The sequence below is a fragment of the Brakhagea baltica genome, from assembly GCF_052161605.1.
Classification (GTDB): Bacteria; Planctomycetota; Planctomycetia; order Pirellulales; family Pirellulaceae; genus JBKCUI01.
In genome coordinates, this window is sequence record NZ_CP197409.1 from 1,410,428 (window position 1) to 1,428,584 (window position 18,157).

Below are 18,157 nucleotides of genomic sequence, written 5' to 3' on the forward strand. Positions count from 1 at the left end.
TTCCCGAGTAACTCAGGAACGAAAAAAGGCCCCGAGATTGCTCTCAGGGCCTTGCGAGGTTTCGTATTATGTCGCTAGACATTCGTATTGTGTCGCTAGAAAGACGACTCTACTTGCTGGCCAGCAATTCGTCCGCTCCAGTTACGCTGAAATCAAAGCTGAGCTCTAGATTATCTCCGCCGATGAGCCTGATCGTCTGATTCTTGGTGACCCCGTCAAAGGTAACCTTGATTTCATAATCATCCCAAGCCTCGCCGTCCCGGAGCTGTCGCGTGCGATAAATCCGACTGCTGCCTTGGGTCTTGGTCTCATTGTTTCCTAGAGATACAACGGCTCCCTCGGGAACATTTAACTGAAGAACTGTCTCAACTGGATCAGTTGACTCCGCTAGTGAAATACCGTCGAAGGTAACTTCTTCGCCTCGACCACTCTCCAACACGACCGTCTTCTGCTTTTCTACAGTCTCACCGTCTTGCTCGATGACCATCTTCAGGTCAAACCGATAGCTCTGGCCTGGCTGGAGTTCGCGGCTCACGAAATGTCGTGCCTTTCCGGTCGATGTCGTTGGATTTCCATTGACGAACATCTGTGCTTCTTCTGGCAAATTAACGATCAAATGAATTTCGTTGTACCCGATCGCCTCAGGAGCTACACGGCTTACAGCATAGTTGTATGCACTAGCAGACGCATAGCTTAGCCGGGCTCCCGTGCTTGCCGAGGTTTCCGATTCGTAGGAAACGTTTGGATCTGGCACTTCGTACGACTCTCGAACTGCTCCATAAGATCCGGAGCTCCCGTACGAAACAGACGAGTAAGCACCACCAGAGGACCCGCCCGATGATCCATGACTAACCCTAACTGTGGAGTAGTAGCTGCCTGAAGATCCACCACTCGAACCTCCGCTAGAACCGTAGGTCACATAGCTACCGCTGCTGCCACCGCTGCTGCCATTGAAGGCGTGCCTTCGCGAAAAATGATTATGAATCTTTTCATGCAGATGATTGTGGAGCCGGCGCAAAGGGCCTACGTGGTTGTACCCCCCAGAGGACCCATAACTTCCGGACGATCCAAAACCTCCTGAAGAACCGTAGCCTCCAGACGAACCAAAGCCGCCGCTCGAACCATAGCCAACGGAATATCCGCCGCTAGATCCGTAACCTGACGAACCACCGCTCGATCCCCAGCCTGCATGAGTTACACCCATGAAGCTGGCGATGCAACCTACAATTGCGATGGCCGAAACTGATCTCAAAAATCCTCTTCTCATGAAGCTCCTCCAGTAGCTTTTCTAGGAAAACACCCGCGCTTGCAAAATGCTTACTCTCAACCTAATAGATGAGGATAGCCCGGGAACATAGGTAATTCAAGCAGACTGCGCAGATTTTACGCTTCTGAACCAACGAAAAAAAGGGGGACAACACACATGATGAAAACGGGGACCACCATTTTTCGCAAACTTCTAAAGTAGCCGCACCTCACTCCCCTCTTCCTGGGAAAATGCTGCGAAAAACGCCGTTTTCGCGATGTCTTCTTCATCCTCCGGACTCTCTCCGGACAACAAACGGATCGCGGAATCGAGCTTTTGAACGATCCGATCTCCCAATTCTAACGATATCGCTTCCGAGCTGGACTCTGACGAATTTTCACCCTCTAAACCGGTTTCGAATGCCGCAGAAGCGCCAGTAGCGAAAACCTCGCCTCCAAAATCCATCCCGGGGAAATCGGCCCAAACTGGACCATTAGCGCTCTGGAAGCTGGAGTTCTCGCCAATCGAAGTCAAGCTTTCGCCCCTATCCGATCCGCCGAAGGCTTCCCCCCCCACTTCGACCTCACCCAGCATGGCTGCCGCTGCTGACGGGGAGGAAATCGCCGATATTTGAACTTGTTCGAAAAAGCGAGCAATACTAGTCCGGTTTCCGTTGACCACACCCGCAAAATCTCCATTGGTAATGATCTGCGATGTCCCTGAATAATGGATCACTGCCCGATCATTGCCACCTGCATTGGCAATCGCTTCGACTTCACTGAAGCCTCTCACGAAGGTGGAGAAACCCGGCCCAACGATCGATGTAACGATAGGCCCTGCATTGAACAAATCGTCACCGACCGAGTCGTATAACTGAGCCCGATCGACCCCACCATTGATCGAATAAGCGAACACCCTCTCGAAACCAGATAGATAGTTAAAGTAGCCAGGCCCCGTGATGCTCGAAAACTGAGGCCTCACCGTCAGAACATCATTCCCGCTCGAATCGTATACGAATGCCTGATCGTCACCTCCCGATAAGGCATGCACAAAAATGCGATTCACGTTTTCTACGGAAAACCGATAACCCACTCCCTCAAGCTCTGCACGCAAAGGATGGATGATGAGTCGGTCGTCCGTCGGCTGGTCATACAAGAATGCCCGATCCGGCCCCCCAGCCCCAACAAAATGGACATTTTCAACATTGCGAATATCGACAGTCAAGCTTTCGGTGGTCAACCATGATTGCCCCGCTCGCATCTCCACTTTGTCAGCTCCAGGCGTCCCAAATATTTGAATCGAATCATTATTCAATCCGCCATCAATAACGATCGTTTGAATTTGATGCGGGCTCCATGTCTGAGTTGCACCATCTACACTCACCTTGATACCGTCTCTCAGATCCAACAAGAAATCATTGGCTTCCGCAGTGCCCAGGATAGTCAATGTTGTACCACTTACCGTTCCGAAGTTTGCGCCGTTTGAGCCAGAAGAATTCCCACTACCCTCACCGTTGGCCGCAGATGATTCCTCAAAAAACCAATTCACCCGATAACGACCGATGGCCTGCCCATCCTCTAGCTGTATGCCAAACGTCTCTCCCGCAACGATGGAAATCGATGCGATGCCATCCTGGAACTGTAGGGGACTGTTACTGCCCCCCCGCAACAATGATGCGGTTAGGTTTTCTAAGTGTTCGCTCTCGATCGAAAGTTGCAATACACCTGACTTCGGTGCAGTCAAACGGAATACATCGCGATCGCCCAACGTATTGATCCAACTATCAGTCTGCCAGGATGGTTGAACGGGCAGCGCTAAACCCGTATCCAAAGTCGATCCGATTTCATCGGCAGGTATGATCGAAGCGATAGCGTTTGCGAGATTGAGCGACCTGTACGTTTGATTCGTAATGGGATCGAATATGGAATTTGCAGTATTCATCAAGGTGTTGTAGATAGACTGTTGGTTAATGCCCCCCATACCAACCAATTCCATCGCCTCCCGAATCAACACGCTAGCACCGGAAACATAAGGTGCAGCCATACTTGTCCCACTGGCGCGTGCCCAATCATTGAAAACACCATCCGCCCCCCAAAAGTGATCGGGGACGGTGCTCAAAACGTTTCTCCCCGGTGCCGCGATAACTCTCGGATCTCGTTGACTGAAACTGCTCAGTTGACCGTTGGCGTCAACACTAGATACCGGAATGACATATGGACTTGCCGCCGGATAGGCCAGACCCGGTGTAGGGTTCTGCTGAAAGGAATTGCCTGCCGATGCCACCACGACGATGCCAACTTGGTTAAGCCGCATCAGCTCGTCTTCCAATGTGGCCCAACTTGGAATCGTACTCGAGTTCCAGGTAGCACCGAGTGAGAGATTAACCGTCGTGATGGGATTCGTGAAAGCGTTGCGATTATCGTAAACCCACTGCAAGGCCGACTCCACCCAAGCCATCTGGCCGTGCCCGGTATCAGTGAATGTCCTCAAGGCAACAAAATCCACATTCGGTGCAACGCCTTGTTGCGTACCGTGGTTTGCACCAATTATCCCAGCTACGTGGGTGCCATGATAGCCAGCGGGTGCATCATCAAAGGGATTGGCATCGTTCTCCGCGAAATCCCAACCTCCAACAACCCGATAGGAAGACCCGAAACCACCACCGAGCGCAACGTGATTATAAGCGATTCCGCTGTCGATGACCGCTACCGTCTGGCCTCGCCCCATGAGTCCAAATTGAGTCTGCACACTCGTCCAGCCCGTCTGCTGGTGAGCCCCCGACAAATGCGACTCTAAACTATTGTTTAACGAAATGCCTGGTAAGTCGTCTGCAAATGCATGATGCGAAACCTGCGACATTTCACCAGAGGAGCTCCAGTCGAAAGAGTTGAGGTCCATCGGGACTGCCTCCCACTCGATCGGTCCCCATGGCATAGCTGACAGGGCCAACCTCTTTTCGCATTTCTCCCAAGCGCTCTGGTGCGGCCACAGATCTGATGGAACGTCTAACATTCTATCCTTGCGGACAATCGGGAGATCCACGTGCGTAGACGTTCGTCCTACGAGACGGGGATGCTGTAAAAGTTTTGTAAGAAACCGAATCATACATTTCGTCGAACGTAGAGTATTTCTGCAAAGGGGCTATGCGTCGTCCACTCGATCCTTCGATCAGTCGTAAAATCGACGACAACATCTTCTTGCCGAAACCGTAGGTCAGCCAATCGCGAGCGATCGCACCACCTAGAAAACTTCGCTCTAAAGCGACGTTTCAGACTCGACGCAACCACTACAATCCACCCAAGTATCGCAGTGAACTCCCTCGCGACAGCAATATCTGCATTCCCGGTAGATCCCGCGAAAACGGTAAGCCTGAAAAACTAGGGGATATGGCCCGTTTTTAAGGCACTTGGAAAGCCTGGCAAAGTGTAATGGTCGAATGTTTCGAGACTAAATGATTCGATTTCAACGATCCGATATTACACGCATAGAGTCTTCTCTTTTGCTCACGGGCTCATCAGAATGCTAGCCACGGATGGTCATGCGTCTGATTGAGAGACCGAGAGCACGACCGTTCAAGGTGCCGTGTGTCCGCACGGATGCAGCCCATCGCACCTTGGTCGGTTTTCAGTAATTTCCGGTTGAATCAGAGGAAAACATGTCTCGGCTAAGCTGGACGCAGCGTCTCTACTGGCGATATCTCTCCAAGCCAGTCATGGAACGATCACTTTTCCTACACGTCCTGGAGTCACCAGTCTCATCGATCCTTGAAATCGGGCTCGGAGACGGAGAGCGTTTCGGACGGTTAATCCCGCTGTGTCAAAAGCCAGAGGGGATCACACAGATCCGCTATGCTGGGGTCGATCCTTTCGAATCCGCGAATGATGGGGCAAAGCACCTGCCGCTCAAAATCGCGCACAAGCGTCTGGCAGAGTTAGGCGTGAAAGCCAACTTGATACCCGGCGATACCGTCGCGGCTGTTGCTCGCGTCGCGAACATGGTTCTACCAAGCGATCTGATTATCATCGATGGTCACTGGAACACCGGTAATGGGATCGATCAAGCGATCCAGCAGTGGTTGCCAAGATTGTGTCATGATCGGTCAGCCGTCTATGCCAGATCTTCGGTCAACGAAGCCTTTGTTAAGCAACCGCTCCCGACGACTGCGATTGCAAGCGATTCTCTCCGCCGCGCAGCGTAGTCACCCGCTAGCGTGATCGCCTTCGCTAAAATAATGGCGTTTAAAATGTCACTCATCGAGTCCGGATTCGCCGCAAATTAGTCGCTTCACGGTTTCTTAATCCAATATCAATCTGTTCTTCATTCTGAGCAGCGGTCCCCACTGTACCCTTCGCAAAATTATTGTGGTTAATGGGCAGCGGAGGATCGTGAGAACAACGGCTCATCTTTGCTGTCCGACGTTTGTTTCCGTTGCGATAGGAATTGGATTGATGACTGTTAAGAGAAGGATGAGTAAGGGGTTTACTCTAGTCGAGCTGCTGGTCGTTATAGCCATCATCGGAATCTTGGTCGGGCTGTTGCTACCTGCTGTGCAAGCTGCTCGGGAAGCGGCAAGGCGTATGAGCTGCTCCAACAACATTCGACAACTCGCCCTCGCGATGCACAATTACGAGAGTGCACACAAGAGATTCCCACTGCCAGGACTTCACCGTCGAGACATTATTGTCAATGCGAGTAGCACTTCCTCAAGTCATTCATGGCTAGTCATGCTCCTGCCGTTTATCGAGCAAGGTAATCTGCAGATCAACTACGACATGGCCGACATGGGGGGAAGCCGCGGTTTTCGTGATAATCCCAATAATCTGTTGCTGGGGTCTATCGAGATTCCCAACTTCCGTTGCCCAAGTGACGCGGAGCCCAAAGATCTGTATAGCCCCACCAGTTCGTGGACGTTGCCCGATGGCTCTAGAAGCGGACTAGCTCGCGGAAATTACGCTATCAACTGTGGTGCTGGAAATGCGTTTTCCAGGACTGACTACCGGATTAGTGCGGAGAGAGGTCCGTTCCACTTTGGTGGTAGCGGTTCCCCTAGCCCAGGACGACCGGTTTCCGCAAAGATGGCAGAATTCACCGACGGCACTTCCAACACAGCTCTCCTAGGCGAGATTATTGCAGGAAGACCGGCCAACGACATTCGCGGTGTTTGGGCGTACGCTTCCGGAAGCTATTTTTCTGGCGGAGAGCCGTCTTACAGAGCGAATCGAATCCTTCTTGCGCCGAACGGTGTGGCTTTGGATGACCGTCGCATGGATCGCCCAGGTACATGCGGCTATGTTGGAGAACCAGATCGCAACATGCGTTGTGTTGGTGGCGGTTCGAGAGGTTTTCAAACAGCACGTAGTCGTCACACGGGCGGTGTGCACATTGCTCGTGCGGACGGGTCAGCCAGCTTTATCAACGAAAACATCAACCTTCCCACTTGGTTAACGCTTCTCTCTATGAGCAGCGGAAACGTTTTGACTCTCGACGAATAGTTCGATACCCCCAAACGATAACGAAGACAAAGGGAAGTTATGAAAAGATTGAGCATTCTGGCATTAGCGGTATTGGGGTTCGTGTTAGGTTGTGGTTCCACACCGGAATTCACCGACAACTCGCGCGATCCTCTTGCTTTTGCGACCTCGTTCAAGCAAATGGTAGTGGATACAGTTGCCGATGCAAAAGAGAGCCGAGAACCGGCTGACTCGCTAGAAGCACTGGTTTCCGCAATCGATGGCAAAATTGACTCGGGGCGTGTTCCTGTCGGGGACTTCAAGGAAGTCTACAGACAGATACTAGATTCCGCCAAAGCCTTGGTTTCTGAATGTGAACAGGCCTCAAACGGCAAGCCAGCAGGTTTGTCGAACAAGCTGAAGGACCTGGAGAAGCTTGCTGAGAAATTGCCTGGAGAGGTTAAAGCTGCACGCTCTCGGAACAATATGTAGTAACAATTTTCGACGTGCGGGCAGGCGAACCTGTGCGTCAAAACATTCGAGCACTCCGGCCAACCTGTCGCACAAGCGATTGTGTTGGCCGGATTCGTTTACGAGTCTGTTGACCGCTACCTCGGCCCTGGTGGAAGCGTCCGCCGAAAATGATCCGTGATCATCTGATATAGATGCCGCGTTGTGTTCTCCCCTTCGCGGATCGCATGAGTCCGATTGGGATACGCGAACATTGAGAACGGCTTGTTGTGCTTGATCAATTCGTTGATCAGCAATTCGGTCGTTTGATAGTGGCAGTTGTCATCTCCCGTACCGTGGATGAGCAGCAGCTCCCCCTCTAGCTTATCCGCAAAGGTGATGGGAGAACCCAATCGATATCCTTCTTGGTTGTCGCTCGGCAAGCCCATGTATCGCTCTTGGTAGATTGTGTCGTAGTAAAGTTGATTCGGTACAGGCGCGATCGACACACCAGCAGCGTAGATGTCGGGATAACGAAACAGTGCGTTCAGCGTCATCGATCCGCCACCACTCCATCCCCAAACACCAACCCGCTCGGAATCTAGATAAGGACGCTCCCTAAGCACCGACTGCACCGCCGACGCTTGATCGGAAGAGGCGAGTATTCCGATTTGGCGATAAATGCTTTTTCGCCACTGGCGCCCGCGCGGAGAAGGTGTGCCTCGATTATCAAAGCTCATTACGACGTACCCTTGTTGAGCTAGCATGCAGTGCCACAACATTTGATCTCCGCCCCACTTGTCCACAACGGTCTGCCCGGCTGGCTCACCATAAACGTAAACCAAAAGCGGATACTTTTTGGACGGATCGAGATCAGGCGGCAGAATGCACCAAGCGTCTAGTTCAACACCACCGCCAATATCGACCCGAAAGAACTCGGCCGGAGGCAATTTTGCAGATTCCACTCGAGCACGAAGTTTCGCGTTATCTTCAGCAACGAATTGCGTCGCATGATCGCTAAGCCGAATCACTTCGGTGGTCGGTGGTGACTGAAACTGGGACGTGGTAACCAGTGCACTCTTGCAATCAGGCGACAACACATAACGATGAGTTCCGATGCTAGTCTCAGGTGTAACGCGTTGCAATTCGCTACCATCGTAGTGCACGCGGTAAAGGTACATCTGCGTCGCATCGGATGGGGATGCATAGAAATAGAGCCATTGAGCATCCTCATCAACACCGAGGATCTCTGTAACATCGAAATCTCCGGATGTAACAGCTCGGAGCGATTTATCTTTGACAGAAACCATATAGATGTGTCGCCACCCATCTCGTTCGCTTAGCCAAGCGAATTGTGACCGAGCAGAGAGCCAGTAGAGCGAATCCTGTACATCGATCCATGCTTCGTCGCGCTCGGTCAACAGAACTTCGACGTGCGAATTGGCAACGTCCGAGAGATAAACGACAAAATGGTTTTGCAAACGATTGAGTTGCTGGATTACCAAGCTGGTGTCGTCGACCCATTCCATGCGAGGCAGATAGTTGTCTCTCGCATCTCCTGGAACTGGTATCCATGACGTCGCTTGATCGGCCAAGTCAATCACACCGATTCTTGCAGCCGGGTTAATCGTTCCCACCTTGGGATAGGGGATGAATTGAATCGTTGGGTATAGCGTGGAGGTATTGTCAACCAACGGAAATGACTCAATCCCTAACGAATCGATCTCCCAAAAAGCGATTCGCTTCCCATCAGGGCTGAATCGAAAACCGTCCCGAATCGAAAACTCCTCTTCATAAGCCCAGTCAAAAGTGCCATTGATCAGCGTTGGCGTTCCGGTGTGGGTTAATTGAGTGATGGAACGATCCGCCAAGTCTTGCAGAAACAGATCGTTCTTGTAGACGTAACCGACACTGGTGGCATCGGGAGAAAACTTAGCGAACATAAGATGCGATGCGGTCGCATCGCTACCGATTTGCATCAGCGACTTGGAGTCAAGGTCGAGAACCCAGTAGTCACCGCGAGTGTTGTAGCGCCAAACACGCTCAGTATTGGTAAAAATGAGCAGTTTGGTTTTGTCGTGCGACCATTGGTAAGAATCAATGGTAAGCGGTTTCGAAGCACCGGCAGGTATCAAGTCCGTACTGTCAACCAAGACATGTTCCTGGGTAGGGTCGACGAGATCAATTCTGACGATTGATGAATGAACGGTGTCAGCATCCCTTCTGATACGCTCAAAACCTTGGCTGTCGCTTTGCCATTGCCCGACAAAAGCTTCCCCGACGAAATCCTTGTTATGGAAGATAGAATCGATCGAGAGTGACGCGGTTGGTTGAGACGGGCTTTCTTGACCATGGTTGATCCCCCCTAGCATTACGATGTGAACCACGGTCGCGATACCGAGGAGAGCAACGGACCGAACAAGCTGCAGATTCATAGAGTTAAATCCAGGGCATCGGGGGTAGGAGTTTTCTGTTCAAGCATCAAACAACGCAAGAACAGTACGGAAACTTCCAAGATAGTCATTACGCAAAGGCGTGTCCATTGTGCGCGTACCAGCCAAAATTCGTGTCCATTAAGCAAGTGTTCCTGAAACCCAAGTCGAACCAAATAGCGAGACTCCCCAGCTTAACTCAACGCTTTAGCACACAAAGCAAGTAGTAAATACTTCCAAAGAATTTCGAAAACCCCTCTTGCAGCACTTACAAACGTACGGGTAGCATTATGACTTACAGATGTAAGCGTGCGCAGTGAGCTAGCCGTTGAAACGTTCCCAGGGAATAATGGAGTTGTTGTGGTTGAGAAACCTGCTTTATCTAAGAGCGAAATGGAAATAGTAAGAATACTATGGGAAATTGGACCTGCGACAGTACGTGAAATTCATGCGGAGGTCTGCAAGGGTCGCCAAGCAGATTTCTCCACGATACAGACTTTTTTACGTCGAATCGAATCTAAGGGATATGCGACATCCAAACTGTCTGGTCGTAGTCGGATCTACTCTGCTAAGACACGTCCTCGTACCGTGATCAGAGAAACGGTAGACGACCTTATTGACCGTCTATTCGGGGGGGAAACCATGCCCTTGGTTAAGCACTTGATCGAAGAACGCGGAATCGGTGGTTCCGAAATTGATGAACTACGCAAACTTATCGATCAGCTTGAACGTGATCACAAGCGAGGAGGGAGCGATGTCCACTGAATCGATTTTTCTAGGTTTTTCTAATCAGATTCTCCAGGTTTCTTGCGTCGCTGTGCTTGCTGTTTTCGTCACATTACTGACGAAAGGAACGCGACCACATTTGGTGCATGCTGTTTGGCTGATTGTCTTGTTAAAATGCGTGACGCCTCCTATCGTGTCTAGTCCGCTGAGTCCGTTTTCCTGGGCGCGAGCAGCCATCCACGAACCAAAGGAAACAAAAGAACTACACAGCGTAGCGGCATCGAGTGTACAACCGGACAGCGGAGCCCAAAGGTCGCAGCTAAACGATTCGATCGTTTCAGTGGATTTAGGTTCCGAACTAAGTAGCACTACCGCATTTCTTTCTATAAACGATCAGAATTATGCCTGGCCCAGTTTTCATGCAATCGCTGATTGGGCGAGCATTATCCAGTTTCTGCTGCTAATTTGGTTATCGACAGCCAGCATAGTGCTGGCAGTATTTGTCGGCCGGTTTTTAACGTTTCTGATGTGGGTGAAGCGTACGAGGTTAGGCGGCCGAAAGCACCAAGGCGTCATGTTACGGATGGACCGTTTATCAAGAGAAGTCGCAACAAAATTAGGTATGCGTCGCCTAGTGCGTATCGAGGTGGTGGATGCGCTAATCGGCCCGGCAATCGTAGGCATCTTTCGCCCCACCATCCTGCTCCCAAAGGTTATTGTGGACAAGATCTCCGACAAGAATCTGGGAACGCTGATCGCCCACGAGCTTGTACATTTTCGGCGAGGGGACCTGTGGTGCTCAGCTCTGCAAACCCTTTCTTTGTGCGTTTATTGGTTTCATCCATTGATTTGGATAGCAAGCTCCATCATGAATAGTGAAGCGGAGAAGTGTTGCGACGAAGAGACCATTGGGAGCTTAAAGTGCGACCCGGTCGAATACGCCCGTTGTTTGATAGATGTACTGGAGTGCAAGCACACACTCCGTGCAGCGCCGTTGCTGCCGGGGGTAAGACCTTTGGATATTACTACGAAACGATTGGAGAGAATTATGAGACTTCAGCAGGGATGTTACAGTCGATGCCCAGGATGGGTTCGAGGGATTTTGGTACTAGGAGCTTTGATAGTACTGCCAGGTGCAGCTCTGGCGATGGCTCAGCAAGGAAACGATGAAATGCCTTCGAAGACAAGTAAAGAATCTACCCAACTGCCCTCACGACCAGGATCGAAGGATAACGAAAGCAAGCCGGCTTTTGAGGAAAGTAATTCACTCGAGGATGACGAATATCGGACTGAGTCGATTGACATCACTGATTTACTCAGAACCTTGCAAGAACTTGACGATGGGTCGTACGAGAAAGTAGTCGCTGGGCTGATGGCTCGTGCACCTTCCCGCTCCGCCAATTCGATGCTTGAAATGGACATGGTCGATTCAAGGAACTCTTTGCAGGCTGATGGTGAACTAACGAAAATTAAGGAAATTAGCAGTCAACTCGTTATTCATGGGACTCAAGTCTTCGTACATGGCACAGAGAAAGAGCGTCGGGCGATCCGAGCATTTCTCGAGCACTACCGTGTTTTAGGGGACAAGTGTTTGTTTTATGAAGTCGTGATCTTGAACGTGCCAACAAAAAGCCTCGATTCACTTTCCTTTCTACAGGACCCAGAGCACTTGATTGAATCGAGTACTGAGACCAGCACCGACTTGTTGGCTGTCAGTTTCGAGAAAACGTCCTTGCTTGCTAATCCTAGGGTGTATCGATTAAATTCAACCGAAGTCAGTAGCATTTTAGAATGCGAGGGCTGCAAGATCGTATCGCTTCCCAAGTTTTTGGCGCATCATGCTATGACTGTCCATGCATATTTCGGAAGTGAACAGGCATTCGTAACGGGATTCTCGCCCATCCTTGACGACGATGGAAAACCAACTGGTGCAAGTCATCCAGAAACTCGAATTATCAGAGAGGGGCTAGATCTGAAACTAGAAGGGACAGGGGTGTGACCGGTTGTTCTGTTAGTTACGACGCCATTGCCAAGAACTGATCGCTATAGTTCACTCGTTTCTTACCGTAGATCGAGAGGTTTACCGTTCGGTGCGTTGTGGCTAAGACATCCCAAAGCTCACTCGCTTCGATGCAGCGAAGGTTCAGCATGGTCTGGGCTCCTTTTTCCTTCCATCTCATCCCACTCTTTTCCATTCGATCCTTGGGCACATGCCGACAGGCTCCTTCAATATACCCAGTGCATATCGGATAGCCTTTTGCCAAATACTCACCGTACTTGATTCGTGAGCGGTTGTTTTCCAAATACTTCACGATCTTGCCAAGCTCTTCGCGTTGTGCTTTTTTTATGCCCTTGCGTCTCATCGCAGTCTTGATTCCTATGATCATTAGACCTTCGGTTCCCTTAAGCAGTAGCAGCAGCTGTTCGCGAACATACGAGCTTTGCGAATCTGGTTGGATGATCTTCGCGGCTGCCCAGATTCGCGGAAGTACATGCATCAGGTCCAGTATTTCAATCGTGTTCCATCCCTCCTGGTACTCATGCGCTAAGTTCCAAAGTGATGGTTGCCCGTCGTGCATAACCAAAATCTCTTGACCCTCTCGGTGGCGTCGGAGCGTATTGGCAGTTAGCCATTGCTGAGCTTGCTCTTCAGCGGACTTACCGATCACGTTTCCGTTAGAATCATGCTTGGTCAACGCCCCAAAGTACCGAGGATTCTTCGGCTTAGCTTCTGATCTACTTGTCTCGCCTGACTCAGGCTCATGGAATAAAGCATCAATGATTTCTGTAGCCGTTCGAACATCGCGATCTACGGTATACACTCCGGCCATGCACGCCATTTGTTTCTGCCCCGGCTTGGGGCCCATGCGTTCGACAGAAGCACCCACAGGTGTTTTTTCCGTTTGCTTGCGTACCATCGGGATGCCTTTGTTGTCACTGGTTTGGACCAAGAGTTCTGCCTCGGTAGCTCGATCGATCGATGGCGGATTATCGAGTACCAAGGCCGCTGATTTTCCCAATCGGCTTCCGATCCGTTCGGCGCTGTCGACTGGGACGTGGAGTGACGTGATTCGTTCCAGTAACCCAACCGCTTTATGGAAGGAAGATTCGGTCGCATGAGTTCCGACCCACGACTCGAAGACCAAGGAATAATCATTCTGCGGGAGCCCTAAATGCTCGTCCAAAGGAATGGCTTGGATCGCTTGATCGGGTGTTGTTCCATAGACGTAGCGTTCGATTCTGAAATCGCCAAAGATGGAGCGATACCTCCGAGTCCGTTTGGGCATTCGATTATAGACTCGCCCTTTCTTCTCGATGGTAGGTCCAACATCTCCCTGGCCTGCTTGCTCGATGATTGTTCCAATCAATGCATGTCCGAGAGCCATTAGTCGCTTGTGTAAATCAAGCTCCGTTTGGTCGATCGCTTGCCCCGTACGAAAAGCTGTGTTAGCCAGCTCTTTAAGCTGTGCGACAATACAATCTACATTCTGGAAATCCAACGATTCGTTCATGATTTGACTCCGTGATTGAGAACCGACGAAAAAGCTCGCCGTTACCCTTATTATCTCTCTCAATACTGAAAACGAAACCAATTGGTTGTCGCCGGAAATGATGCCACAATATCTTGTGCTAGCAAATCGCGACTCACTACCGACTAAGCAACGATGAGCCGGTCACACCCAAGGGACAGTAAGTGATGAAGAGGCGACTAAAGTGCGATTGTGTGTTTCACTCACGGAGTCAAAAGTCACCGATCTCAAAACTACGAGTATTGAGTTCAACGGAAAAGATTTGACTATCCAAAACCCAGAAATCTATCGAAGAATCTCAAAAATCCAATTCGACCAAACACTCGGATCGACCGTTGCTGTCGTAGGTGATCAACATGTCCTCGAAACCGGCGCCACGCGTCGAGTCCCATTCCTAAGCAAGATACCCTATGTAAATCGATTCATTACGAACCGAGTAGAACGATCCGAACCTCATTCACAGTTGTTCATAGTAACGACTCGACTTGTAAACTGAGCTTTGACGATTCCTGCGATCACGGATCACGTGGAGAATGACACGAGCGGGGGTAAGAAAAAACTACGCGACATACAGAAAGGCGAGTTTTGGTAAGAATCCGTCCGAGCCGACTCGCTGAAGAGATCTGTTGCTGTCGAGGGGCTCCTTCAGAAAATCCTTGACAATCGGCTCATGCAGAGGAAACAATGCTTGTTTGGGTATGTTTGGTGGGTGTTGTTCGTGCGTTGAACTTGACAGGAAATCGAGATGAAAGTGCGATTGGAACGTCTGGAGAATAGGATCGCCAAATTGCTCTTGCTTCTTGGTATAGCTTTGTCGAGTTTCACTTGCAATGATTTCGCGTTAGCTTTGCAGAGTTTGGAAGACAAAGAATCACACCGTGATGAATCAGATAGCAGGCTTGAATCGAAACAGAAAACTCGCGTTCGGTTGTTCGGGCGAGTCGCTACGTTCGAAGGTCAAGCCGTTGAAGCGTCTCGAGTACAGTTGATTTCACCCAAGATGCCATCGGATGTTCATACTCTTACGGATGCGAACGGGCAGTACGAACTAGGTTTTGATTTGGAAAGAACAAAATTATTTGAGGTTCTCCTGATGGTAGAGACCGGCGATGGCTCATTGCTTGGTTACGCAGCGCCAACACTCGATGCAGGGTTTCTGGAAACAGCGGAAAGCCGACTTGACTTAACCTTGTATAAACCACGTGACATTGAGATTGTAGTTATTGATGAGAATCGTTTCGCCGTCGACGGTGGGATGGTGTGCCTGTCCCAAAGTCCAAACGTTTGCTTGGGACCTTATACGACCGGTAAAGACGGAGTTGTAAAAGTTCGCATCCCTCATATGGACCAGCAATGGACTATTTTCGCTGGCAAGAAAGTGGTCGGCTTCTGCGTAAAAAGTTTACCGATCATCAATGCTGTCGGGATGCCAACGACCGTCCACGCAATGCTGGAACCTGCACAGCCAATGCGGATTCAGCTAAGCGGTTCGGAAAACCAGCCCGTCGTCGGTGCTCAAGTCCGCGTGGAGGGTTTCCGTCGCGAGGCACAAGATTTCCAATTTCCGATTGCAAGATTCTTTGACTTCGTTACCGAGGAAACTGATGACGCAGGCGAAGCATGGCTGGATGCTTTACCGTTCGGTGTTGTCACGTTGTCCTGCTCTCATACGAACTACGAAGCTTACTTTAGGATTCTTAATCACGATAAGGGGCCAGAGTTCGTACACAAGGTTTCTCTACGGGAGATGGTCACCAATCGGTGTTTAGTAGTCGATGAGATGGGGCAACCGCTCGTTGATACGAACATTGATATCCGATCCAATTCGATTCCTTGGTTTTGGAACGAAGACACGTACAGGACCGATAGTAATGGGATGATTAAGTTTTCGGTCGTGGTTGGGAAGCCATATATGCTCATAGCAACTTTGGGTGAAAGAGGATCTCCAGCGATAACCGGCTTTGGCATTAAAGATCAATTGAGGGAAGAGGTACAAGAGTTGCGATTAGGACCAATGAGAACGATTACTGGGACGGTACGCAGCAAAGGAGCAGAAGAAGTTGTCCCTGATCGAATCGTATACCTATCGCAACTAGGGGCGGGTTTGGACTCGATTCGGCACATGCGAGGTGCTGAATTAATCGCCGTTTGGATGCGACCAGTCATCACCAAACTAGCCAAGACGGATGCAGAGGGGAGGTTTCAATTCGTAGTGCCGGAAGGAGAGTATAATTTGTCGCTCTCGCCAAGCGAAAACCATTCCAACCGGTTTCGGATTCCAACGAACGGCATTCAGGAATTCGATCTGACTATCGAAGAGAATAATTGAGTGGAAGAATTCAGTCTCCTGCCAAATTTCCACAACATGTACCATCCATTTTTTATCCGAGCGGATTTCTATAATCTTTTCGGCGGATGACACCGCGAGAGATGGGAGTGACGCAAGAGTTGTCTTGAATATCGTCGATCGCTGATTCTTTTGCGTTTCTCTAATCTCTGGCGGTGTGAATATCTCAAGGTGGGATCGGTTCGTCCAGCGGGTCGTTCGGTTTCTGGATGACGAGTCACGTCTTGCGAATCAGGCCGAAAACACAAGCTTCTTCGGGATGAGCCAGGAGCATTCGCGGAGGGGTTCGTTCGTACTACTGACGTTTGGTTCCTATGGAACGAAGAGAGCTTCGATAGACAGAAAGCGTCGAAAGTCCAGTTAGGGACGGTAATGTTGGTAATACGAAAATTCAGAAACTGTTTTTTGCCTTGAACACCATGGACTAGTTAAGCAAAGTTGTAATCAAGCTGTTCCATTGCAACTGGCCTGTCTCGGCCGCTTGATCGAAAGCCGCTTGAGCAAAGATCCGCCCTCTTTCGCTTTCACCATCTAGATTCAAAAGAGTGGCTACAATCAGCAATTGCGAGATGGCGGTTTCCTCACTGCTGAGGGCTAACCGTGAGAACTCGTTCAACGTATTGGCAACGTCGATGCGAGATTCTGCAAGGTAGTCAGAAACCGTTGAACCTAGGGCCCATTGGTTGAGAGGAGCCCCCGCCGCACATGCGGTGTTGAATCGATCCAATACCAACTCCACTGCAATGGGGCCGTTGTGTGCGAATAGCGAAAGTACAGCATTCCGTAACTGCAAAGATGCGTCAGCCGAGTTCGCAGCGACCAATGATTGCATGAACGAATAAGCTTCGACTGCATTTCCGCTGCGAACCATTTCGTCAATGAGCGAAGAAGGAGCAGAAATAGTTACTGATGTTGGCGAGCTATTCGGCAAATCATTTCCGTTTGCCAACGGGCTCTGGTAGGAAACAAAACGTACAAGCGGTGAGGAGTTCGGGTCGCCATAAATAGCTTCCTCCCAGGTGAGTGTCTTATCGGTTGGCTTAACCTGACTCGAGGATGCGACGCTAGGATTTGAGTTCCGTTTCGGTTCGTTGGCGTTCGTAAAGAGTTGGCTGTCGCTCCAGACCTCTGCCCCCCAGGCTCCATCGTCGTTCACCCAGTGGCCTGATTCCGTTGCAGGCTGGAACGAATCCGAAAAATCGATTCCAGACGAAGCGTCAAAATGATCAACGAATCGAACGTGATCGTGAGTTCCTACGGTACTAACGATCGGCCAACCAATAACATGTCTCCGAATCACGGGGCGATAAACAATCGGTTGGTAGACGATGGGGCGGTATACGATTCTAGAGTAGGTCAATGGATGATAGCACCCGACGGTGTACCAATGAGCATAGGATGGAAAAGATAGGCTGCTGTAGCTGAAATGTGACCATCCGTAACAGGAAGGAACTGCATAATGAGCCCGTGCGTAACACCGGTTCCACCAATGAGCTTCTGCGCTATTTGATAAACCCGCAGTCGTGCATCCGGCGGCGATAGCGACCGTCAATAGTCTTTTCCACATTGGCTTAATCCGAGAACTGACACTCATTTCTCTACCCCTTATTGCTGAAACTCGCATCGCACACCGTTTTGCTCGCCGATCTGTTCGGCAGACTTCTCATTATCCCATTTTCTATGCTCTTCGCCAACATTTTTACAGGATTTCCTGGCTAGCGGAATGGTTGCCGCTGGGGACATGTCGAGGATACGCGTCGGATGGCCAAAACCGAATTGTTTAAAGTCAATGCCGCCACTCGGTTCGCTTGGAATTGGCCGAATCTCGGTGCTCCACCGGACACTTGGGCGGTTAAGAAACAAATGAACTGCGGTGCACAGCCCCCCCTACAGTCGTTACAACCGGCATGTATTGTCATCGAAAACGCACCCAGAAGCATTGAACCAGGGCCGAGCCGTAATTAGCCTAGAACAGA

General features: G+C 50.4%; 12 protein-coding genes. 7 read left to right on the top strand and 5 right to left on the bottom strand.

Annotation, left to right across the window (positions count from 1 at the left end; translation table 11 throughout):
- Window positions 1–109 precede the first annotated feature (109 nt).
- Entirely contained in the window at window positions 110–1,267 is a 1,158-nt protein-coding gene (locus tag SH449x_RS05550) for a TIGR03000 domain-containing protein (protein ID WP_482380330.1), read from the bottom strand.
- Between the two features lie 192 nt (window positions 1,268–1,459).
- Entirely contained in the window at window positions 1,460–4,258 is a 2,799-nt protein-coding gene (locus tag SH449x_RS05555; protein ID WP_482380331.1) for a S8 family peptidase, read from the bottom strand.
- 643 nt (window positions 4,259–4,901) lie between these two features.
- Here SH449x_RS05555 and SH449x_RS05560 point away from each other — a divergent pair.
- From SH449x_RS05560 to SH449x_RS05570, 3 genes are all read left to right on the top strand, one after another.
- Window positions 4,902–5,444 carry a hypothetical protein gene (locus SH449x_RS05560; protein WP_482380332.1) on the top strand — a complete coding sequence of 181 codons (543 nt, stop codon included), beginning with the start codon at window positions 4,902–4,904 and terminating at the stop codon, window positions 5,442–5,444.
- Between the two features lie 250 nt (window positions 5,445–5,694).
- The gene (locus SH449x_RS05565) at window positions 5,695–6,738 is read left to right on the top strand and encodes a DUF1559 family PulG-like putative transporter (RefSeq protein ID WP_482380333.1); all 1,044 of its coding nucleotides are present in this window, start codon (window positions 5,695–5,697) and stop codon (window positions 6,736–6,738) included.
- Between the two features lie 39 nt (window positions 6,739–6,777).
- Window positions 6,778–7,188, top strand: coding sequence for a hypothetical protein (locus SH449x_RS05570; RefSeq protein WP_482380334.1), 411 nt, complete (start codon window positions 6,778–6,780; stop codon window positions 7,186–7,188).
- A 116-nt stretch (window positions 7,189–7,304) separates the two neighbouring features.
- On the opposite strand, the gene SH449x_RS05575 is transcribed toward SH449x_RS05570, so the two are convergent.
- Window positions 7,305–9,581, bottom strand: a complete 2,277-nt coding sequence (locus tag SH449x_RS05575; RefSeq protein ID WP_482380335.1) for a S9 family peptidase — start codon at window positions 9,579–9,581, stop codon at window positions 7,305–7,307.
- 357 nt (window positions 9,582–9,938) lie between these two features.
- On the opposite strand from SH449x_RS05575, the gene SH449x_RS05580 reads away from it, so the two are divergent.
- Complete coding sequence (locus tag SH449x_RS05580) at window positions 9,939–10,343, top strand: BlaI/MecI/CopY family transcriptional regulator (protein ID WP_482380336.1); 405 nt, start codon at window positions 9,939–9,941, stop codon at window positions 10,341–10,343.
- On the top strand, window positions 10,333–12,303 hold the full coding sequence (locus SH449x_RS05585; RefSeq protein ID WP_482380337.1) for a M56 family metallopeptidase: 1,971 nt from the start codon (window positions 10,333–10,335) through the stop codon (window positions 12,301–12,303). The genes SH449x_RS05580 and SH449x_RS05585 overlap by 11 nt, the downstream gene beginning before the upstream one ends.
- Before the next feature lie 16 nt (window positions 12,304–12,319).
- On the opposite strand, the gene SH449x_RS05590 is transcribed toward SH449x_RS05585, so the two are convergent.
- Entirely contained in the window at window positions 12,320–13,816 is a 1,497-nt protein-coding gene (locus SH449x_RS05590) for an ISKra4 family transposase (protein WP_482376812.1), read from the bottom strand.
- Between the two features lie 763 nt (window positions 13,817–14,579).
- Between SH449x_RS05590 and SH449x_RS05595 the strand changes: the two genes are divergently transcribed.
- On the top strand, window positions 14,580–16,163 hold the full coding sequence (locus tag SH449x_RS05595; protein ID WP_482380338.1) for a hypothetical protein: 1,584 nt from the start codon (window positions 14,580–14,582) through the stop codon (window positions 16,161–16,163).
- 442 nt (window positions 16,164–16,605) lie between these two features.
- Here SH449x_RS05595 and SH449x_RS05600 read toward each other — a convergent pair whose 3' ends face one another.
- Window positions 16,606–17,748, bottom strand: coding sequence for a hypothetical protein (locus SH449x_RS05600; protein ID WP_482380339.1), 1,143 nt, complete (start codon window positions 17,746–17,748; stop codon window positions 16,606–16,608).
- Window positions 17,749–17,942: 194 nt separating this feature from the next.
- Between SH449x_RS05600 and SH449x_RS05605 the strand changes: the two genes are divergently transcribed.
- Window positions 17,943–18,146 (top strand): hypothetical protein, encoded by a 204-nt coding sequence (locus SH449x_RS05605; RefSeq protein ID WP_482380340.1) that lies wholly within the window; start codon window positions 17,943–17,945, stop codon window positions 18,144–18,146.
- Window positions 18,147–18,157 lie beyond the last annotated feature (11 nt).